Origin of the sequence: Desulforhopalus sp. (assembly GCA_030247675.1) — a bacterium.
Lineage (GTDB): Bacteria > Desulfobacterota > Desulfobulbia > Desulfobulbales > Desulfocapsaceae > Desulforhopalus_A.
In genome coordinates, this window is the sequence record JAOTRX010000002.1 from 646774 (window position 1) to 666147 (window position 19374).

Sequence of the window (19374 nt, forward strand, 5' to 3'; positions counted from 1 at the left end):
AAAGTGCCCCTTGTTCGTTATCCGTCGATGAATCTTACCGAAGAACAACTGCGCATTGTAGGTCATGGCGGCGGTCACGCCAGGGTCAGTGCCGTAGCCGGTTCCGGCAAGACCACGACGATGGTCGAGCGGATCGGCCATCTGCTCCGCCATGGCACACCGGCCGGTGAGATCCTGGTGCTGATGTTCAATAAATCGGCGCGGGACGGCTTTGCCGAGGCAATGACCAAAAATCTCGGCGGCCTTAATTGCCCTTTACCGGAGGTGCGCACCTTCCACTCCCTTGGCCTGCGGCTGGTCAACAGCTTTACCAAGCGCGGCGCCCTGCCGGCCTATCGCCTGGTCACCGACGAATACCTCCTTGAACGCTTGGCCCGGCAGGTGGTGACTGAGTTGTACAAGGAGGAGTTTGAGGGGTGGCCTTCCGGGGAGGAGGTCGAAGAGTTTCTCACCTTTCTTGACCGGGTGAAGGGAACGGTGCTTGATGTCGGGCAGGTCTTGGCGGGCCTCGGTTTGCCTGCTCGCTACGGCTATTTCGTCCAGGCCTTTGAGCTCTTTGAAAAGGTGCGGCGCGAACAAAAGATCAGATTCTATGCCGACCTCATCTACGAACCGCTCCTGGCAATGCGCGCTGACCCGCATCTCGCCGCCTGGGTTGCCGACCGGGTCGAGCATATCATCGTCGATGAATACCAGGACATCAACGAGGCCCAGCAGCAGCTTTTGAAGATCCTCGCCGGCAAGCGGGCGAAGGTGATGGTCGTCGGCGACGTCGATCAGTGCATCTATGAATGGCGGGGCGCCCAGCCGGAATATATTACCACCAGGTTCCAGCTGGATTTCGTCAACCCTGCCAACTATCTGCTTTCCTATACCTTTCGCTACGGCCACGCCCTGTCCCTTGCCGCCAACCACCTCATTGCCAATAACCGTAAGCGCGACCGGAAATTTTGCATCTCCCACGGGGGGACACCCTGTACCGCGATCACCTGCCTTGAAGAGGCGGACAAGTTTGCCGGCACAACCTCGGCAAGGCCTGGCCATCCGGTGCTGACCATCCTTGGCGAGTGGTCGGGGCAGGGACGGTCCCTTGCCGAGGCTGTAGTGCTCGTCCGGCTCTTTGCCCAAAGTGTGCCGGTCGAACTGGCCCTTCTTGAAGCGGGCATACCGTATCGTCTTGAGGGCAACAACCAGGTGTTCGATTGTCCGGAGATTCTGGCACTGACCGGATATCTCCAGCTGGTCTCCGGAACCCTTGGTGCCGAGGATTTGCCAAACCGGGTCCGCATCCTGCATGCCATGCTTTCCCAGCCGCATATGGGCGTCAAACGCGAGGAACTGGAGGGGCTTGCCCAGGCTATTGCCGAGGATCCGACCGCCGCCCCCGAGACCTTGCTTGCCTGGAGTGACCGGGATCTGCCACCCTTTCTCAAGAAACGCTTTGTTGAAACCGCCGAAAACTGGCGCCAACTGGCGAAGATGCCGCACTCCGGATCGGCTGCCGGGTTGCTGAAGACCATCGTCGATAAACTGAAGCTTTACGATTTTTATGATACCTTTTCGGCGCGTAGTGCGACCGCTGAAAACCGGGTGAAAACCTGCCAGGCATTTATCGATTTTGCCGCCGGCCAGCAATTGTCGGTGGTGGAGCTGTTGGCAAAAATTGCCGGACTGCGCGAGGCCGGACAGAGCGGGGCGGCGGGCAGTTTGCTGATCACCTCCGTCCACCGGGCAAAAGGCTTGGAATGGCCCCTGGTGGTCCTTCCCGGCCTGGAGGAAGGCTCCTTCCCCTTTTACCGCGAGCAGGGCGCGACGGTGGAGCTGGAAGACGAGCGCCGGCTGTTTTACGTGGCGATGACTAGGGTCATTGAGAGGGTGGTCTGTATTCATCCGACCGATGCCGCTTTCAAGCGCAGCATGGCAAAAGGCAGCGCCAGGTATCCCGGTCCACCGGCCTGCACCAGCCGTTTTCTGTATGAGGCGAATCCGGGACTTTCCGCGGATCTTGGCCAGGTGTTGCATGGTCTGGTGGCGGCAGAGAAGGTCTCCCTTGCCGGCGATATCGATATAGCCGAAGAATACTTTAAGGCGGTGGGGCGTGAGCCGGAACTTCTGGCCTTGCGCAGAGGAGATACCGTTTCAGCCGAGCCAGTGGACCGGGGCGCAGGCAAGGTTCTTCAGATTGGTGATATAGCCGAAGGGCTGCGGGTCTGGCACGGTTTCTTCGGCGCTGGGACGGTGACCGAGATCATGGACAGGAAGCAGGGGCGCCTGAAGGTGGAATTTGAGGATCATGGCAAGACCATCCTCCTTGCCGCCTACGCCCGTCTGCAATCCTTGTAACGAAGAACCTTAGGGTTGCACAGCGCAGTGGCAGGGGTGCACCAACCCATCAATCGTTTAAATTCCCAGATAGGCCTTCTGGATATCGCTGTTGCTTGCCAGGGACTGGGCGGTTCCGGCAAAGACGATCCGGCCGTTTTCGATAACATATCCCCGGTGGGCGATCTTCAAGGCCTGGTTGGCGTTTTGTTCGACAAGGAAGATGGTGGTGCGGTTTTCGGCATTGATCTGTTTGATGATCTCGAAGATCTGTTTGATCACCAGCGGCGCCAGCCCCATGGATGGTTCATCGAGCAGCAGCAGCTTGGGGCGGGCCATCAGAGCCCGGGACATGGCCAGCATCTGCTGCTGACCGCCGCTCAGGGTGCCGCCCTCCTGTTTTCGCCGCTCGGCAAGGATAGGAAAGAGCGAGAAGACATAGTCGAGGTCGCGTTTAATCTCTTTTTTATCGTTACGCAGGAAGGCGCCCATGTCGAGGTTTTCCTGAACGCTCAGCTGGGGAAAGATATGGCGTCCTTCGGGGACCTGGCTGATACCCATCCGGACGATGGCGTCGGGGGTTTCCTTATGGATCTCCCGCCCCTGATAGAGGATTCTCCCGCCCCGGGCTGGCACGACCCCGGAGATGGTCATCAATGTCGTGCTTTTGCCTGCCCCATTGGCGCCGATCAGGGTGATGATCTCGCCTTCGTTGATGTCGATGCTCATCTCCTTGATGGCCAGGATGTTGCCGTAACCGGCCTGTACGTTTTCCAGTTTAAGCATCGACGTCCTCACCTAAATAGGCCTTGATCACCGCCGGGTTGGCACGTATCTCGGAAGGAGTTCCCTCGGCGATTTTCCTGCCGTAGTCCATGACGAAGATCCGGTCCGACAGGCTCATCACCAGCTTCATGTCATGTTCGATGAGCAGGATGGCATGGCCGTCGGCGGAGATTTCCCGGATCAGGGTATCCAGCTCGTGGGTTTCCTGGGGGTTCATGCCGGCCGCCGGTTCGTCAAGGAGCAGCAGGAAGGGCTCGGTGGCCAGGGCCCTGGCGATCTCCAGTCGTCGTTGGGCACCATATGACAGATTTTTGGCAAACTCACCGGCGAGGTGGGCAAGGCCGACCTTTTCGAGGATGGCATAGCTCATTTCGACAATCTGCTGCTCTTCCCGGCGGGTGGCGGCATTGCGCAGGATGGCGCCGACGATGAAGGCCTTGGTCCGGCAATGTCTGCCGATCATGACGTTTTCCAGGACGGTCATCTGGGAAAACAGGCGGATATTCTGGAAGGTCCTGGCCAGACCCTTTTCCGTTACCTGATTCGGTTTCAGCCCCTTCAGGTTGATACTTTTGGAACTATCGGGTGGGGTGAGGACCAGCTCACCGGCTGTTGGCGTGTAGATGCCGGTGAGGCAGTTGAAAAAGGTGGTCTTGCCGGCCCCGTTCGGTCCGATGAGCGCCACGATCTCGCCGGCACGGACATTGAGGTCGAGCCTGTCGAGGGCGCGAATGCCCCCGAAATCCATGGTGAGACCGCTGATGTTGAGTATTGGCGTGGTATCCGTTTCCATTAGCGAGGTTTGCCGGCAGGTGCCGGTTTTTCAAATTTATAGGTTCTGCGAATGCTGGCAATGAGTCCCTGCGGCCGGAACACCATCATCGCCACAAGGATGGCGCCAAAGGCGAGCATCCGGTACTGTGACAGCTCGCGCAGGTATTCCGGGAGGAGGATGAGGATCAGGGCGGCAAGGATGACTCCGACGATTGAGCCCATGCCGCCAAGGACGACAATGGCCAGGATGATCGCCGACTCCAGGAAGGTAAAGCTGGCCGGGTTGATGAAGGTGGTCTTGGCGGCGAAGACCACGCCGATGATCCCGGCCCAGAAGGCCCCGAGGGAGAATGCCACCAGCTTGGTCTTGCGTTTGTCGATGCCCATTGCCTGACAGGCGATTTCGTCTTCGCGCAGGGCGATCCAGGCCCGGCCAAGACGGGAATCCTGCAGGCGGTTGACGATGAAGATGGTAGCGATTACAAAGAGAACCATCAGGTAGTAACTATAAATGATCGCCGAATCGAGGCTCAGTTCGATGCCGAAGAGACCGGGGCGGGCAATATTGGAAATCCCGCTCGGACCCTTGGAAAATTCCCCCCAGTTCTCGAGGATCAGACGGATGATCTCGCCGAACCCGAGGGTGACGATGGCCAGATAATCGCCGCGCAGGCGGAGGACCGGAAAACCAAGGAGAATGCCGAACAGCGCGGCGAGTCCGCCGCCGATGGGCAGCACCGCCCAGAAGCCGAGGCCGAAATGATGGTTGAGCAGGGCGTAGGAATAGGCGCCGACGGCATAAAAGGCGACGTAGCCGAGGTCAAGCAGGCCGGCCATGCCGACGACGATATTCAGACCAAGGCCGAGGACGACGTACATCAGGGCGGTGGTCATGACGGTGGTCTGGTACGACGAGGAAAAGGTCGGAAAGGCCACTGCCACGGCGAGCAGGATGCCGCCGAGCAGGTATTTTTGTTTCTGGTCCTGCAGGATGCGGTGGATGAAGGATTCCTGTTCGCCGGTATCATCGCTGGCGCCAGCCTTTTTCGACGCCGCTTTATGACGCAAGGCCAGCTGGACGAGCAGATAGATGAAAAACACCCCGCCGGCGACGAAGAGGGCGTTTTGCCACCGCCAGGTGACGGTTCCTTCCACCGGGTTGACCTTGATCACCATGATCGGGAAGGTCAAAGCGGCAAACCAGAGAGAAAGCAGCAGGCCCCTCAGTGTGTGTTTCAACGGCGACATGGTTTTCCTCCCTTCAAACCTTTTTGGTTTCCGCCTTTCCGAGCAGGCCGGACGGCTTGAAAATGAGAATGATGACCAAGAGGGAGAAGGCGAAGACATCCTCATAATCACTGGAAACGTAGCCGGTGGCAAAACTCTCCGTCAGTCCGAGAACGAGTGCGCCGAGGACTGCTCCGGGGATCGAGCCGATGCCGCCGAGCACCGCCGCGGTAAAGGCCTTGATGCCGGCGAGAAATCCGATAGAAAAATTGATCTGGCCGATATGCGAGGCGATCAGCAGTCCTCCCACCGCGGCCAGTGCCGAGCCGATGATGAAGGTCGCGGAAATTATCTTGTTGACATCAATGCCGAGCAGCATCGCCATGGTCCTGTCCTGGGCGGTCGCCCGCATGGCCTTGCCGATCTTGGTCCCTTTGATCAGGACAGTCAGGGCGATCATGATGATGGTGGTGGTAAGCAGAATAACCAGATCGGTGGAGCCGATGATATGGGCAATCGGTTCCATAAAGGGGAAGTCCGGGATCAGGGTTGGGAATGGCAGAAAATCGGGGGTCTGGGCAAGCAGGACATAGTTCTGCAGAAAGATTGACATGCCGATGGCGCTGATCAGGGGCGACAGCCGAGGCGCATGGCGCAAGGGTTTATAGGCAATTCTTTCGACGGTGTAGCCATAGGCACTGGACCACACCACCGCCGCGAGTCCCGCCAGGACGACGATGGCTAAAAGTGGAAAACCATAGATGGTCAGCACCGTCGCGACAATATAGGCGGTAAAGGCGCCGATCATATAGATCTCGCCGTGGGCGAAGTTGATCAGGCCGATAATGCCGTAGACCATGGTATAGCCCAGGGCGATCAGGGCATAAATGGCACCGCGGGTCAGTCCGCTGCAGAGTAGCTCGATGAAATAATCCATAGTCCGGGCTATATAAAAAAGAACCTGAAGCAGACGGTCGGCGGGAATTGCACCGTCTGCTTCAGGCAACGGAAAAACACTGTGAGAAAACTACTTCAACTCGATAAACTTGCCGTCTTTAACCTGATAGACGGAGAAGCCGACACCGATGGCGTCACCTTTCTCGTTGAAAGATATGCTGCCGAGCGGGGTATCGACCTTTTCAGTCTGTAAGACCTTTTTCAAGGCGGCCAGGTCGGTGGAGCCGGCCTTGTCGATGGCATTGACCAGGGCCAGCGTCGCCGCATAGGCATTCTCGAAGAAGGAACCGGGGTCGGTGCCAAAGGCCTTTTTATGTTCGTCTTTGGCCTGGATGGACAGTGGATTCTTGGTGGTATCCATCGGACCGGAGGCATAGGCACCCTCGGCGTCGGCACCGGCGACACTGATAAAGGTATCGACCTTGACGCCATCATCGGAGATGAAGGCAGTTGTCATACGTTTTTTCTTCATCATGCTGACGATCTTCGAGGCCTCCGGGTGATAGCCGCCAAAAATTACCGCCTGGGCGTCCTTTTGCTTGATCTTCTGGACGATGGCCGAATAATCGACGGCACCGGGGGTTACACCCTCAAAGAGTACCACCTGGGCCTTGCCGGATTTTTCAATGAACGACTTGGCAAACTCAGCGAGGCCCTTGCCATAGTCACCCTTATCGTGGACCAGGGCGATCTTGGTGAAGCCCAGTTTGTTGAGGGCGAATTCCACATCAACCTTGGCCTGGGTGTCGTCCGGGGCAATGGTCCGGAAGAAGTTCGGATACTCGCCGCTATATGTCAGGTCCGGGCTGGTCGAAGAAGGGGAAATAACGAGGATGTTGGCATTCTTGTAGATCGGCAGTGCCGCCTTGGTCGGGCCGGAACAGATATGGCCAATGATCACCTCGGCGCCCTGGGAAACCAGCTTTGTCGCTGAGTTTGTGGCTACTTCCGGCTTGCAGACATCGTCTTCGATGAGCAGCTCGATCTTCTTGCCCTTGATCCCGCCTTTGGCGTTGACCTGGTCGACAACCAGCTTGGCGGCATTGACGGTCGGCAGACCATAGGTGGCGAGGTCGCCGCTGTGTGCCCCGGCCACACCGATCTTGATGGTATCGCCGGACATTGCTGGGATTGGTGCTGAAAAGGTCAGCATCAGCGCCATCGCCGCAACCATCTTTCCGCTTTGTATCAGTTTCATGTTTCCTCCATCGGAAAAGTGACATTTTTGCCCCGCCCCATTTTCGCTGTAAGGCGTCCTGCTACGGGAAAAAGACGGGTAGAAAACCCCAAAAATTGCTAGATGTCTTTTACGCGTCCTTGCGCGAAATTGAAAGTGAAAAAGCTTATTGGCAGACAATTCTCAACAATCATTCTCACAATGGTACATAATCGAAAAGGGGAGTGTTGGTAATATTCAGATTTTATTCAGTAAATGGTGGATGTTTGCCTTTTTCCATACAGTTTTGGATATGGCCTTCAACAGCTTCTCGGAAGTTTTTCTCAAGCTCTTCAAAGCTGTGACCTTTATAGAGGAGATCTTCGTCGATGAAGAGAATCTTGCCGTACAAAGAATAATCTCGGGTATCTACCTCAATAGTGCCGTGATATCCCTTATGAACTATGGTTTTCTGTGCCAAAACGGGTCTCCATGCTGTTGTTGATGTGTTGTGTCGTGGTCAGAGTAGGCCACCCCAAAAAGCATTTTTTAATCCCTGTGCGGGCCTTAGTAATGAGGGGGCGGCGGCTCCTGGCCTTCTGGTAAATGGTCTGAGGCGGCCTCGAGCATTGCCAGGACTTGCCGGAGATGCTCTTCAATCCGGTCGAGCTGTCTCTGCTGGTCGATGATCACCTCATTGAGGCTATCGACCAATCGCTCCTGATGGGCGAATTTTTCCTCAAGAATCTGCATGCGTACGGTGATGTCGTCTGGCATTGCCCACGGGCTGCTGGTTGATTTTTGTTGCTGGGTGCCGGATTGCAGCGGCTATCCGGTCACCTTCCCCGGCGGGAAACTATAGTAACCCTTTCCGGCAAAAGGCAAGGAAATATTTTTTGCCGCGGGGGTACCGGGGGAAGTGCCATTGCTTGTGAATTCCCGGTAAAAGGTGTAAGGGATAAGGCCAAAATCCCTTGTTTCCGGAGCCTGTCGTGATTGTCCTTAACTCACTTTTCCCCATATTCGTCCTTCTCCTCTTCGGTGCGGTACTCAAGCGCCGGGGACTGACCGATACGCTTTTTCTCAACACCTCCGACCGGCTCATCTACTATTTCTTTTTCCCCCTCATGCTGTTCTGGAAGATCGGCGGGGCATCGCTTGACCAAGGGATCGACTGGGATTTTTGCCTGGCCTGCCTCTCGGCCCTGCTGGCCATGTATGTGCTCAGCACCCTGGTCATCAAACTTTTGCCCATCTCCGATTTTCAGGCCGGTTCCTTTTCCCAGAGCTGCTACCGCTTCAACACCTATATTGGAGTCGCGGTCATTCTCAACAGCCTTGGGGCGGAAGGGGTGAAGTATTTCGGTATCATGATCGGCTTCTCCATTCCGCTCATCAATTTGTTCGCCGTTTCCACCTGCATCTGGTTTTCCGGTGTCAATGTCGGCCTGCGCCGGCGGATCATCATAGTCGGCCGGTCGCTGATATCCAATCCGCTGATTCTCGGGTGCCTGGCAGGTATTGTCTATTCGCGGCTGTTCGGCAGTTTCCCGGTGTTCATCAATAACGCCCTCAGCCTGATCTCCTCGGTGGCCCTGCCACTGGCCCTGATCTCCATCGGCGGCAGCCTGTCCTTTGCCGGGGTTAGAGGCAATCTTGGACCTGCGCTTCTGGCAGCGGTCTTGAAACTGGCGGTGTTGCCGGCACTCGGCTGGGTGTTCTTTGCCCTCTTTAACGTTACCGGCCTGCCGTTCAAGGTGGGCATGATCTTCCTTGCCCTGCCCGCCTCAACCGCCATCTATGTTTTGTCCTCGCAGATGCGCAGCGATACCAATCTCGCTTCCGCGTCAATCGTCCTCTCCACTGTTCTTTCCTTCATCTCCCTTTCGGTTGCCTTGCTTCTTTGATCTGCTGTTTTCCATGTATGCAATACTCGGTTGTTTTATCCTGGAAAGGGCTTGGCCGAGGGCGTACGGACCGATGTGTCGTTCGGTAAAAGGTATTTAAATCAATACTATTTCTCATCCGGGGACTGGCTCTTCATGACAATGGGATATATAATTGCAGGAGGTGAGGGGGAAGCGGAGGCAGCCGATTGCAATAGCGGCAACAGACGGTTCCGGAAAACATGGAGGAGCGCAAAATGAGAGGCACATACGAGGCATTTATCCTGGTAAAGGTGAAGGACGGTCGGCAATATGTATGCGCTCTCAACAGGCGCCAGAAGAAGGACCGAGATACTTTTGACCAGCTCAGCTGGCGGCAAAAACAGGAGTATCTACAGACTCAGGTGGTCTGGAATTGACCTGTAGGCAGGTCGGACGGCAAAAGGGCCTTTCCCCGGAGGAGCGGGGAAAGGCCCTTTTTTGTTGGTATCTACGAGCTGCACGACAGCATTGAGCAGCCGGCACGGTTACGCGCCCACTCCGGGCGCTTTCCGGCGTAATGCTCTTTGTCCGGTTGTTCGTCGTAGGGATGACGCAGCACATCGAGGAGTTCAGCCACCAGGGCGTAATCGCCGCCTTCCGCTTTATCGATGGCCAGCTGGGCAAGGTAGTTGCGGAAGACATACTTGGGGTTGACGGCATTCATCCGCAGCCGCCGGTCTTCGTCGCTGCCACGGTCGCTGCGCCGCCGGCTGAGATAGGTGTTCAGCCATGTGACCATTTTTGCCCTATATGCCCCGTCGGCTGCCTCCGGCTGATAATAGGCGTCAAGGAGGACCGCCGGCAGATTGTCGCCGTCCCGGATCACCAGGTCTGACGGCAGGGCGGCGAGCCTTCGAAAGAAAATGGTCATATCGGTCTCGACTAACGGGAGGATCTCCACCAGATCCTTGATGATCCGGTCGTCGGTTGCCCCATCGAATCCGGTCAACCCGAGTTTTGCCGCCATCATCTCGTTCCAGCCGCGCAGAAAGAGGTTGTTGTATTCGACCAGAGCCTCCTGAAGGGGCTCGACGCTGCCCACCAGGGGGTAGATGGCCTGGGCCAGCTGCAGGAGGTTCCACTGGCCGATATGTGGCTGATTGTTAAAACTGTAGCGGTGGCCTTGCGCATCGGTGGTATTCGGCGTCCAGTCGGGATCAAAACCCTCCAGCCAACCATACGGGCCGTAGTCGATGGTCAGGCCGAGGATCGACATATTGTCGGTATTCATGACCCCGTGGACAAAGCCGACCCGCATCCAGTGGACGATCATCGCCGCGGTTGTCCGGCAGATCTCGGTAAACCATGTGGCGTAGGTCGTCGGTGACGGGGGACCGAGGTCTGGAAAATCGGTGCGAATGGTGTAATCGGCCAGTTGCCGCAGCAGGGCTGTTTCACCACGGGCGGCAAAGATCTCGAAATTTCCGAACCTGAGAAAGGATGGAGCGACCCGGCAGACCACCGCCCCCGGCTCATTCTTCGGGTGGCCGTCATAAAACATGTCGCGGAGCACCGGCTCGCCGGTGGCGATGACGCTGAGGGCCCGGGTGGTGGGTATTCCGAGGTGGTGCATTGCCTCGCTGCAGAGAAATTCGCGAATCGACGAACGGAGGACGGCCAGACCATCTCCGCGACGCGAATAGGGGGTGAGTCCCGCCCCCTTCAGCTGCAGGACCCAGCGCTCACCGCGATGGTTGACGACCTCGCCGAGGTTGATCGCCCGGCCGTCGCCCAGCTGCCCGGCCCAGCTGCCGAATTGATGGCCGCCGTAGCACATGGCCAGGGGATCCATACCGGGAAGAACTTTGTTGCCGGAAAAGACCGCGGTGAAATCCGTGGACAGGCAGGCCGCTTCATCCAGGTCGATTGCCGTTGCTACTTCACGGCTGTAGGCGACCAGTTTCGGGGCTGCCACCCTGGCCGGTATCACCCGTGAATAACAGGCTCCCTCCACCTGGCGGCAAAAATTGCCGGTTTGCCGATCGGCCGGCAACTCACGGGCAAAGCGGTTATCAAAGGTCAAAGATTCAAGGGTAGTGTGGTGGATCGGCATATTCATTTGCTCTTCCTTACGGTGACAATGGCGATTATTAAAGCTGAGTTGAGCAGCTTGTCTGCTCAAACGAAACTTATGCCCTTGTGGTATAAAAATCCTAGAGAAGGCTCTCTTTGCCAGCGGAATTATACGGCAAGACTCTAAGCATGCCACGGAGTGGTATCAAGGTTACCTGTTACCGGAAATCACTGGCAGTCTTGGCATGGTTCGCTCCCGTGCCGTTCCGGAAAGGGTTGCCACAATCCGTAACAAGAGGTATTTATTGTAAAGGTGGGCGGAATTCCGGTGGGTTTGCAAGCGAGTGCCGCTTGTCAAGTGTGTCTTTTCGATGTTGCCGGCTGCCCGGAATGCACTTTCCGGAAGATGATCGTACCTGGTGTGAATATCCTGATTGATGGCCTTTATGGGGATGGCGGAGGAGTTGCGTAAACGATGATCGTTCGAATTTTTGTTGCCGTTTTCGCCTCTCTGGTCGGTGGACTCAGCTACCTGACCGGACTGGCAAAATTGATGACCGCCTTTCTTCTCGGCTTCGGGGCGGTGTGTTCCCTGCTGCTCGGGGTCTTGTTTACCATGCCGGTCAACGCCGACCGGCTTTTTTTGCCGGTTTATGAGCGGGTTCCCGCCTGGCCGTATTTCGTGATAGCCGTAATTCTAGCTGGGATGGTCGCGGTGCTTTTTCTGGCGAAGGCAAAGCCCGCCGAAGCGGAGGAAGTCTCGGTTGTTCACTTCAAATACCTGTTCGGCGCTGTCGTCGGCTATCTGGTCAGCATGTTTGCCTCGTCGGTATACTGGTTTCCGTCCGATGCGGTGCGACGGACAGCCGACACGGCGGCGTTGACCTCCGAGGTGCTTTTTGGTACCTCGCTGTTTTTGGTTGGAGTGGCTATTTCCTGCGGGCTTTTTTACCGGGCCTCAAAGGGCGGTTCCGAACGCCATCCCGATCTTATGCGTCGTTTTGTCCTTGGCCTCTTTGCCTTTTTTCAACTCGACAAGATGCCGCTTCTTGTCGCCTACCTGCTCATCTACTCGCCGGAGACCGAGGTGATCTTTCCCCATATCGCCGCCCTGGCCCTTTCTTCCTACATCCCCGTAGGCCTTTTTCTTCTCATGACAACCCGGGATTCGCGGGCTATGTAAGTTTTGTCCCTTGGCAGGCAGCTGTTGCCTGTGGCTTATGGAACAGCAGGTTTTGGTGCAAAGAGACCAATGACCTTGTCGAGTTTGTCGGCGATTGCCGCCAGGGCAATGGCTGCCGGCGCGGTGGGATACAGCTCGCAGATCGGCAGGTAGGATTTGAGGGCCTCGTCGATTTTTCCGTCTTCGGGGATATTACCAAGCTCGGGGATGTCTATGCCGAGGTATTTTGTCACCATCTTGCGGAGCTTGCTTTTATTGACGCTGCCGCCATCGCTGTCACGGTTGACAATCAGCAGGGGGTGAAAGTAGCGCAGGCTTTCCTGGGCCGTTTCCCGCGCCCCTTCCCTTGTCTGTTCGGCCAGGTCGAGGACCTCGGTGAGGGTCTTGAAACTATGGGATTTTAAGGCGGTGCCGACATCGCTTTGCGACAGGAAGGAGCTCAGCATCTTCCGAACCGTTGCCAGCTGCAGGAAGGTATACATGTCCATAATCGATGTGGGATCGGGCAGGGTGACGCAGATCTGTAGGTCAGAAAACATAAAGAAATCAAGAGCATGGTAGCCGGTGCCGGCACCTACGTCGAGGAGCAGGACATCCGCCTCAATCGCTGTCAGGGCGCGGAGCAGTCTTTGTTTTTCCTGATAGCTGATATTGGCGGTCTGCAGGGTGTTGCCGGTTCCGGGAATGAACTGCAGGCCGTTGAAGGAATAGAAGGTGTGCACGACATCGGCAAGGGAATCGACCTTTCTGGTGAGAAAGTCGGTAAGTGTCCTCTTCGGATCAAAGAGTCCGAGCAGGACATGGGCATCGGCGCCACCCAGATCGAGATCGACCAGGCAGACCTTCTTGCCCATTTTCGCGAGCATTAAGGCAAGGTTGACCATGACAACGGTCTTTCCGGTGCCGCCCTTTCCTGATCCTATTGAAATTGAAACCGACATATCCTCATAGACTCCCGTGAATGGTTGTGCTCAGCCATTGGTAAAAGGCCGGCTCGCTGGCGTTGCGGCTCCTAATTTTTCTGCCGTCGCAGGCGGATGGCGTAAATCCGCCGCGCCTGGGAAAGCACTGTTTTCAGTTCGGTACTGGTTCCCGGCATGGCACTCCACAGTTCCCAACCCTCTTTGGAGCGGAGAACCATCTTGCCATTTTCTAAAGACAAAACCGTATCTTCTAGGAAATCAGCAGGTTCCTCGCGGGGCGGCGCCGGAGGTGGCGTGGGCACCGGTTTCCGGTTCTGGATACAGGCGGGGCAGAGCTCTCTGTCGTCTTTTCCGAAGAGATTGAGCACTCCTCCGCAGTCTTTACAAAATTGCATGCCGTCCTCGCCGACGGGGATGGGGGCAGCTTGTGCATCTGCCGGTCGATCTTCAGTTTCGCTATAAATTGTATCAAAGAAAAGTTGCCGCGTCACTTTTTCGGCAAAAAAGAGCCGACGCCGGGGGGCATTTCACCGGCATTCGATTTCTTCTCGGTAGCTTCTGTGGGAATATTTAGAACGTGTAAGGAAATAAGGTCATGTTTTTTAGATATTTTCTTACGGCTCCTTGTTCCGTAACTCAGGATTTGGCGGGAGGTGCGAATTATTTCTTCGATTTTGAGTGCAGGGTAATTCGTTCGACCACCTTTTGATAATAATCGCTTTGTTCGGCGATATTGACCGGCGAGGAGCGTTGGGCATCTATCTTCATGAGCAGGACGTTGAGCTTTTTCATCTGCTTGAGCCGTTCATGTTCATCCTCGGTGCAGGCGATGAGGTCTTCAAGTTTTTTCACCTCTTTGCGTTGCTCAATTTCCGGCGGCAGAAATCCGGCGTTTTTGAGGATTTTATAGGCCATTTTCAGGTCGTCAGGAACAAAACGGTCGTCATCAAGGGGAAGGGGTTTGTTTTTCCATTTCGGCGAGTTCAGATCACGCTCCTGCATGGCCTGGGCAATTTTCTGTTCAGCAATAAAGGACAACGGATCCATGGTGTCTCCAATGGGTTTCCGGGGGATATAGGGTTATGGCTATCAGCGCAGCACGCCCTGCAGCCACCTGGAGATGTCGTCTATCTGTTCCGGGCAGACCGAGTGCTCCATGGGGTAGCTTTGGTAGCTGACCCGGTAGCCTTCCTCCTTCAAGCGACCGGCTGCCTTTTTACCGAGGACCTCGGGGACAATTTTATCGTAGGTGCCGTGATGGATGGCAATGGGGATTGCTTTGTTAGCCGGGCTGAAGGTCAGTACCTCGACGGTGGCCAGGTAGGTGGACATCGCCAGCAGGCCGCCAAGAGGTGCTGGGTGGCTGAGTGCCAGGTGGTAGGCAACCGCCCCTCCTTGGGAAAAGCCGGCGATTACCAGCCGTTTCGAGGCGATGCCGCGGGCAAGCTCCCGGTCGACAAAGCCGCCAATGGCCTTTACCGAGGCGAGGATTCCCGGCAGGTCAACCTTGCGGTCGATCTGCATCTCAAAGACATCGTACCAGGCGGGCATGACAAAGCCACCATTGACGGTTACCGGCATGCTCGGGGCATGGGGAAAGATAAAGCGTATGGCCAGTTCTTTTGGCAGGCGCAGCTGACTGACGATCGGAGCAAAATCGTTGCCGTCCGCGCCCAGGCCGTGCAGCCAGATAACCGCACTGTCGGGATTGGGCCGGGTTTCCATTTCAATGGCCGGTAAGAGTGTCATTGGCTCCTCCTGTGATGGGCAGTAAGTGTTAAATGTCCTCATGGTAGCATATCTTGCGCTTGTTTAGCCAGCTTTTCCAGAACCCTTTGCCGGTAGACCTGGGTGAGGTGTACCGGTGCCAAGTCCTTCGCGGAGGACTTGGGAAAGTGCTGTTTTTCTCGGTGTGAAGGTGGTATCGTTTGCTCTTTGGGCCGGGACAAAATCGGTGTTGCCAGGCGTTTTGATATCTTTGGAGAGCAATTATGAGTTTACAGAAGCAACTGCAGGATGAATTGAAGGTGGCCATGAAGGCCAAGGACAGCGACCGGACCTGGGCGATCCGCGTCTTGATCGGCGAGTTTGGCCGGCAGGTGGAAAAAGAGTTGAGCGATGACCAAGTTATCGCCATCGTCAAAAAACTTATCAAGTCGGAGCGGGAGTTGCTGGCGGCCCAAGGGAAAGACAGCAGCCCCTTCCTGGTCATAATGGAAGGATATCTGCCGCAGGCGGCAAGCGAAGAGGAGATTCGCGCCTGGATTGACGGCAATATCGACTTTTCCACATTCGCCAACCGGATGCAGGCGATGCGTCCGATCATGAACCACTTCGGCAGTGCCGCTGACGGAAATGTGGTAAAAAAGATCCTGCTCAGTTACTCCTGAACCGATATCCGACTCCCGCCGCGCCTTCCGGGCTTTCCCCGTAACGGAGGTCAGGGGGACGGTTGGGTGATCCCCAAAATGGTGTGCCAGATTGCGTCCTGATTCCAGCGCTTGAGGATGAGAACCGGCTGGGTCGCGAGATATTCGAGGATTTTCTCGACCTCGCTGTTCATCAGGCCGGAGAGGATGAACCATTTCTGGCGGAGAAAACCGTCGGTGCGTACCAGGTCCTTCATCACCTCGTAGTGAATATTGGCGACCAACAGATCGGTGGCAATGGCGGTGTGCTCCTCGGCCCTGCCGTTGACCACCAGGATGCGGTCTTCCAGCTGGTTAAGGAGGACGTTGCGGCGGGCGGTCCTCGCTGCCAGGTAGTTATAATCGACGGCGACTATCTTCTTGCAGCCGAGTTTGGCTGCGGCGAGGGCGAGGACGCCGGTCCCCGTGCCGAGATCGAGCATGCTCCCCACCTTGTTGCCGGCACAGGCAATATCGATGGCCTCCAGGCAGGCCTGGGTCGTGGTATGGCTGCCGTTGCCGAAGACCACGCCGGAATCGACGGTGATCGCCACGTCGTTTTTCCCGGGGGAGGCCTTAATCCAGGTCGGGTTGAGGATAAAGCGGCCGATACGCAACGGTTCAATAGTGCCGCCCTGCCACTGGAGGTAGGTCATTGCGTACTCGTCAAGGAGGGTGCGCCCGGGAAATTCGGCGAGGATTCGCTCCACCAGCTGGTGCGCCGGTTGGGTAAAGAACAGGAAGCTGAAGTTGTCCTCGACCCAGTTGCCGATAAAACCTTTGGCAGCAATGGGGTGATGGGCGGGAATGATCCCATCAATATAATAGATGTACAGCAGGGTGTCGGGGCGGAGAAATTCTTGTTGGTGTGGCATGGCGGGCTGACCGCTCAGTGTCTTATTTTGGTAAGAAAACTGAGGACGCCGCTTACCATGTTTTTCACCTGCTCTGCCGGGAGGTCGTCGCTTTTCGCCTCGGCGGCCTTGGCGAAGAGTTCCAGCCAGGCAATCACCTCTTTATTTTCCTGTCGCTCGTAAAGCTTCCGTTTATATGCCTCTCCGGTCAATTGCAGTCCCTTCTTGCCGACCGCCTTACCCTGAATTTCATTGTGGATCTTTATGCCGGCTGCGATACAGATGTCGCGTAGATGTTTTTCTAGGACCGCCCCGGCGATAATCGTTGCCGCCCGGAGATTTCTTTCCTCCATCTGCGTCCGGGCCTGACGGAGCATGTCAGTCAACACGTCGCGGGATATGGCTCCCCTGGTGGTCTCCAGCCAATCACCCTGAAGGTCTTTTTCGGCGGCGGTGAGGATGCCGATGCCTCGCCGGGTCCTGCTGGCGGTGGAGTGAGTTACCTCCGACTTGAAGCTCTGGTGATAGGTGCTGTCGGGGCCAAAGACCCGGCTGAGATAGGAAAGGGCGGAGATGCGAAAATCATGGAATTTCTCCTCGCTCACCAGACTCTTTTGTTGGCTGCCGGTGGTCTCGGTAGCAAGCACTTTCTCGCCGGTCGTTAAAATTGCCGCCAGTTGGGCAATAAGTTCGTCCTGATTTTTCATGATACTCTTTCTCTGTTGTTGCTGATTGTCCCGAGGGCAACCGGTTCGGCGCCCTCGTCATTTAGTGCTTTACTCCACAAAAACTGTCATAAAAACAAGAGCTTGAGGATGAGAAAGCAACGATGACTTCGCCACCACCAAGGCACTTATACCCCTCAAGGGGGTACTAGACAGAGTCCCCCTCTGTTGTGGAAGGGGATTACAGCCATTGGGTTGCGGGCGCTCGCCCGCATTTCAAATACCGGTCGCATGGTGTTTCCCTCATATACTCGCTACAGGCAAAAATATCACCAGACGAATCACCTCTCCGGAGGAAAAAGAGAGGCCGGCTCGACGGCCTTTCTTTGCGGGAATTGCCTGATGCACCTTTCTAGTTGCAGTGCAAAAAATGAGTTGCCATGGCCTGTTAGAGCTTTTTGCCGGTCATTCATGGCGAAGGACTTGCTGGCAACTGCATGAGTTGTGTTGCAGGTGGGGGAGAATTGCCGGGTGCCAGGTTGGACCGTTGACGGCGGCCAGGTTCGGCGCGTTCTGCGGTATCATTGCACTGTCAAATAATCAATTTCTTTTAGAAACAATCAATTAGAGGACAATTTCTAAGGCTTGCCGAGCGCATTGTAAGGTGGTTGACGTGGTAAACGATCCAGCAAATTCATTTTCTTGGCAATGTGGCGGCACTGGCATAGAGCTTGCTTTTGCAGCAGGGAGCCGCGAGGTTCACTGGCGGGACGAACTGCAGTTTTTAAAAGGGAATTCTGCCGCGAAACGGCAGGATGGCCGGCGAATAAAAGGGAATAGCGCCCCAAAGGGGCTCCCCGGAAATTCCAACACAGAGTGATTGTGCGGGGTCAACAACAAACAGGAGACAAAAGGTATGCAAAAGAGGATGAGTTTCTTACCGTGGCTTTTCATGGCAATGGTAGCGTTTCTCGGCACGAATGCCGTTAATGCGGCGGAGACCGGCAGCGCAGCGCCATCTGCGGCACCGGAAGCGGTAGCCGCACCAACCATTGGCATTGACAAGACCGAGTTGAACAATGGCGGCGTCATCAAGGTCAGTGGCAAGGCACCGGCCGGAAAGCCGGTTTTTCTCGAGGTCTGGTCCGTAGACCATAAAGTGCGAGCTAGCCGTTTCGACAGTGAAGTAGACAAGGACAGCGGCAAAAGGCCGTATATCTTCTACATAACTAACGAGATGCCGTCCTACTACAAGACTTTTGTTCCCAAAGATCTTCAGCCGGTTATCGATGCAGCTAAAAAAGAAGGTAAGAAATGGAGTTATTCAGCCCTGCTTAAAAATCTTGGGGCGGATGTCGCCTATAATGTGCCGGCCAAGGCGAAAGCCGAACGCTATCAATCGACCCTCATGGCAAGTGTTATCGGCAGCCGGGGTGATTTGCTGGAGACGATGGATGAAAAGGAAGGCAAAAAACGGTCAATGCAGTTGGTCAAGGCCCGTTTCCAAAGCGTTGATAAGGTTGTCGCCGCGGCAGTCGATGTCAAACCCGACGGTTCCTACACCGCCGATATCAAAATCCGCGATGGCCTTGCCCCCGGGAAATACAATATTGTCGCAGTGGTAGATAAGAAGGCGAAAAGCGAACCGGCGACCTTTGAAAATAAAATTTCCTTCCCGACGATGTATCTTGAGAATGCCGGTACCAGCATGAATCTGTTTTACCCGTTTTTTCTCACTCTGGCTGTTGCCATCTTCGGCGTGCTCATGGGGGCTGGCGGCGGTTTCATTATGAATCCTCTGCTTCTCGCCCTCTTCCCAGCCCTGCCGCACACCATCGTTGCCGGTACGGTGACACCGACGGTGCTCTTTTCTCAGGGCAGCGGAATCTTCAACTACTCGAAGATTAATTTCATTAGTTGGAAACTAGGCTGCGGTATCGGCTGTTCGATGTTGTTGGGCGCTTTCATTGGTCCGAAGCTGACCGAGATGATTACCCTTGATCAGTTCAAGTTTGCCTTTGGCTGGATACTGATTGTTCTCGCCGCTCTTATGCTTTGGCAGACCATGCCGGCATATCTGGCGAAAAACAAAAAGGAACAAGCCATTCTCAAAGAGTTTAAGAAACGCGCAGAAGATGCCGCCAAAGGTAAAAAGTAAGGGATAATTCGAGGAGGAAT

At 55.8% G+C, this 19374-nt stretch carries 20 protein-coding genes; 6 read left to right on the forward strand and 14 right to left on the reverse strand.

Annotated features, from left to right (window positions below; translation table 11 throughout):
* Nucleotides 1-27 precede the first annotated feature (27 nt).
* Nucleotides 28-2343 (forward strand): ATP-dependent helicase, encoded by a 2316-nt coding sequence (locus OEL83_02870; GenBank protein ID MDK9705971.1) that lies wholly within the window; start codon nucleotides 28-30, stop codon nucleotides 2341-2343.
* A gap of 57 nt (nucleotides 2344-2400) precedes the next feature.
* Here the strand turns inward: OEL83_02870 and OEL83_02875 are convergent, their stop codons facing one another.
* The 7 genes from OEL83_02875 to OEL83_02905 form a co-directional block, all read right to left on the reverse strand.
* The gene (locus OEL83_02875; GenBank protein MDK9705972.1) at nucleotides 2401-3108 is read right to left on the reverse strand and encodes an ABC transporter ATP-binding protein; all 708 of its coding nucleotides are present in this window, start codon (nucleotides 3106-3108) and stop codon (nucleotides 2401-2403) included.
* Complete coding sequence (locus tag OEL83_02880; protein MDK9705973.1) at nucleotides 3101-3901, reverse strand: ABC transporter ATP-binding protein; 801 nt, start codon at nucleotides 3899-3901, stop codon at nucleotides 3101-3103. Before OEL83_02880 ends, OEL83_02875 begins: the two co-directional genes overlap by 8 nt.
* Complete coding sequence (locus tag OEL83_02885; protein MDK9705974.1) at nucleotides 3901-5130, reverse strand: branched-chain amino acid ABC transporter permease; 1230 nt, start codon at nucleotides 5128-5130, stop codon at nucleotides 3901-3903. Before OEL83_02885 ends, OEL83_02880 begins: the two co-directional genes overlap by 1 nt.
* 13 nt (nucleotides 5131-5143) lie before the next feature.
* A complete protein-coding gene (locus OEL83_02890; GenBank protein MDK9705975.1) occupies nucleotides 5144-6046 on the reverse strand; it encodes a branched-chain amino acid ABC transporter permease LivH in 903 nt (300 codons plus the stop codon).
* Between the two features lie 90 nt (nucleotides 6047-6136).
* Nucleotides 6137-7264: a branched-chain amino acid ABC transporter substrate-binding protein gene (locus OEL83_02895; protein ID MDK9705976.1), complete on the reverse strand. Its 1128-nt coding sequence runs from the start codon at nucleotides 7262-7264 to the stop codon at nucleotides 6137-6139.
* 223 nt (nucleotides 7265-7487) lie between these two features.
* The gene (locus tag OEL83_02900) at nucleotides 7488-7703 is read right to left on the reverse strand and encodes a hypothetical protein (protein ID MDK9705977.1); all 216 of its coding nucleotides are present in this window, start codon (nucleotides 7701-7703) and stop codon (nucleotides 7488-7490) included.
* 86 nt (nucleotides 7704-7789) lie between these two features.
* Complete coding sequence (locus OEL83_02905) at nucleotides 7790-7999, reverse strand: SlyX family protein (protein ID MDK9705978.1); 210 nt, start codon at nucleotides 7997-7999, stop codon at nucleotides 7790-7792.
* Between the two features lie 215 nt (nucleotides 8000-8214).
* Here OEL83_02905 and OEL83_02910 point away from each other — a divergent pair, with 215 nt between their 5' ends.
* Together OEL83_02910 and OEL83_02915 are read left to right on the forward strand one after the other, a co-directional pair.
* The gene (locus OEL83_02910) at nucleotides 8215-9129 is read left to right on the forward strand and encodes an AEC family transporter (protein ID MDK9705979.1); all 915 of its coding nucleotides are present in this window, start codon (nucleotides 8215-8217) and stop codon (nucleotides 9127-9129) included.
* A gap of 236 nt (nucleotides 9130-9365) precedes the next feature.
* Entirely contained in the window at nucleotides 9366-9527 is a 162-nt protein-coding gene (locus tag OEL83_02915; protein MDK9705980.1) for a hypothetical protein, read from the forward strand.
* Between the two features lie 71 nt (nucleotides 9528-9598).
* Here OEL83_02915 and OEL83_02920 read toward each other — a convergent pair whose 3' ends face one another.
* Nucleotides 9599-11209, reverse strand: coding sequence for a YdiU family protein (locus tag OEL83_02920; protein ID MDK9705981.1), 1611 nt, complete (start codon nucleotides 11207-11209; stop codon nucleotides 9599-9601).
* 429 nt (nucleotides 11210-11638) lie between these two features.
* Here OEL83_02920 and OEL83_02925 point away from each other — a divergent pair, with 429 nt between their 5' ends.
* On the forward strand, nucleotides 11639-12346 hold the full coding sequence (locus tag OEL83_02925) for a hypothetical protein (protein ID MDK9705982.1): 708 nt from the start codon (nucleotides 11639-11641) through the stop codon (nucleotides 12344-12346).
* Between the two features lie 35 nt (nucleotides 12347-12381).
* On the opposite strand, the gene OEL83_02930 is transcribed toward OEL83_02925, so the two are convergent.
* The 4 genes from OEL83_02930 to OEL83_02945 form a co-directional block, all read right to left on the reverse strand.
* Complete coding sequence (locus OEL83_02930) at nucleotides 12382-13287, reverse strand: P-loop NTPase (GenBank protein MDK9705983.1); 906 nt, start codon at nucleotides 13285-13287, stop codon at nucleotides 12382-12384.
* Nucleotides 13288-13358: 71 nt separating this feature from the next.
* A complete protein-coding gene (locus tag OEL83_02935; protein ID MDK9705984.1) occupies nucleotides 13359-13664 on the reverse strand; it encodes a hypothetical protein in 306 nt (101 codons plus the stop codon).
* Between the two features lie 265 nt (nucleotides 13665-13929).
* Complete coding sequence (locus tag OEL83_02940; GenBank protein ID MDK9705985.1) at nucleotides 13930-14316, reverse strand: DUF1992 domain-containing protein; 387 nt, start codon at nucleotides 14314-14316, stop codon at nucleotides 13930-13932.
* A gap of 42 nt (nucleotides 14317-14358) precedes the next feature.
* The gene (locus tag OEL83_02945) at nucleotides 14359-15018 is read right to left on the reverse strand and encodes an alpha/beta hydrolase (GenBank protein ID MDK9705986.1); all 660 of its coding nucleotides are present in this window, start codon (nucleotides 15016-15018) and stop codon (nucleotides 14359-14361) included.
* Between the two features lie 242 nt (nucleotides 15019-15260).
* On the opposite strand from OEL83_02945, the gene OEL83_02950 reads away from it, so the two are divergent.
* A complete protein-coding gene (locus tag OEL83_02950; GenBank protein MDK9705987.1) occupies nucleotides 15261-15659 on the forward strand; it encodes a GatB/YqeY domain-containing protein in 399 nt (132 codons plus the stop codon).
* Between the two features lie 50 nt (nucleotides 15660-15709).
* Here the strand turns inward: OEL83_02950 and OEL83_02955 are convergent, their stop codons facing one another.
* Entirely contained in the window at nucleotides 15710-16552 is an 843-nt protein-coding gene (locus OEL83_02955; protein ID MDK9705988.1) for a 50S ribosomal protein L11 methyltransferase, read from the reverse strand.
* Between the two features lie 14 nt (nucleotides 16553-16566).
* On the reverse strand, nucleotides 16567-17238 hold the full coding sequence (locus OEL83_02960; GenBank protein ID MDK9705989.1) for a hypothetical protein: 672 nt from the start codon (nucleotides 17236-17238) through the stop codon (nucleotides 16567-16569).
* Between the two features lie 874 nt (nucleotides 17239-18112).
* On the opposite strand from OEL83_02960, the gene OEL83_02965 reads away from it, so the two are divergent.
* A complete protein-coding gene (locus OEL83_02965; GenBank protein MDK9705990.1) occupies nucleotides 18113-19354 on the forward strand; it encodes a sulfite exporter TauE/SafE family protein in 1242 nt (413 codons plus the stop codon).
* Nucleotides 19355-19374 lie beyond the last annotated feature (20 nt).

Excerpts from the sequence above, each read along its gene's own strand:
- OEL83_02870 (MDK9705971.1), top strand. The coding sequence starts at position 28 with ATGAATCTTACCGAAGAACAACTGCGCATTGTAGGTCATGGCGGCGGT.
- OEL83_02875 (MDK9705972.1), bottom strand. The coding sequence starts at position 3,108 with ATGCTTAAACTGGAAAACGTACAGGCCGGTTACGGCAACATCCTGGCC.
- OEL83_02880 (MDK9705973.1), bottom strand. The coding sequence starts at position 3,901 with ATGGAAACGGATACCACGCCAATACTCAACATCAGCGGTCTCACCATG.
- OEL83_02885 (MDK9705974.1), bottom strand. The coding sequence starts at position 5,130 with ATGTCGCCGTTGAAACACACACTGAGGGGCCTGCTGCTTTCTCTCTGG.
- OEL83_02890 (MDK9705975.1), bottom strand. The coding sequence starts at position 6,046 with ATGGATTATTTCATCGAGCTACTCTGCAGCGGACTGACCCGCGGTGCC.
- OEL83_02895 (MDK9705976.1), bottom strand. The coding sequence starts at position 7,264 with ATGAAACTGATACAAAGCGGAAAGATGGTTGCGGCGATGGCGCTGATG.
- OEL83_02905 (MDK9705978.1), bottom strand. The coding sequence starts at position 7,999 with ATGCCAGACGACATCACCGTACGCATGCAGATTCTTGAGGAAAAATTC.
- OEL83_02915 (MDK9705980.1), top strand. The coding sequence starts at position 9,366 with ATGAGAGGCACATACGAGGCATTTATCCTGGTAAAGGTGAAGGACGGT.
- OEL83_02920 (MDK9705981.1), bottom strand. The coding sequence starts at position 11,209 with ATGAATATGCCGATCCACCACACTACCCTTGAATCTTTGACCTTTGAT.
- OEL83_02925 (MDK9705982.1), top strand. The coding sequence starts at position 11,639 with ATGATCGTTCGAATTTTTGTTGCCGTTTTCGCCTCTCTGGTCGGTGGA.
- OEL83_02930 (MDK9705983.1), bottom strand. The coding sequence starts at position 13,287 with ATGTCGGTTTCAATTTCAATAGGATCAGGAAAGGGCGGCACCGGAAAG.
- OEL83_02935 (MDK9705984.1), bottom strand. The coding sequence starts at position 13,664 with ATGCAATTTTGTAAAGACTGCGGAGGAGTGCTCAATCTCTTCGGAAAA.
- OEL83_02940 (MDK9705985.1), bottom strand. The coding sequence starts at position 14,316 with ATGGATCCGTTGTCCTTTATTGCTGAACAGAAAATTGCCCAGGCCATG.
- OEL83_02945 (MDK9705986.1), bottom strand. The coding sequence starts at position 15,018 with ATGACACTCTTACCGGCCATTGAAATGGAAACCCGGCCCAATCCCGAC.
- OEL83_02950 (MDK9705987.1), top strand. The coding sequence starts at position 15,261 with ATGAGTTTACAGAAGCAACTGCAGGATGAATTGAAGGTGGCCATGAAG.
- OEL83_02955 (MDK9705988.1), bottom strand. The coding sequence starts at position 16,552 with ATGCCACACCAACAAGAATTTCTCCGCCCCGACACCCTGCTGTACATC.
- OEL83_02960 (MDK9705989.1), bottom strand. The coding sequence starts at position 17,238 with ATGAAAAATCAGGACGAACTTATTGCCCAACTGGCGGCAATTTTAACG.
- OEL83_02965 (MDK9705990.1), top strand. The coding sequence starts at position 18,113 with ATGCAAAAGAGGATGAGTTTCTTACCGTGGCTTTTCATGGCAATGGTA.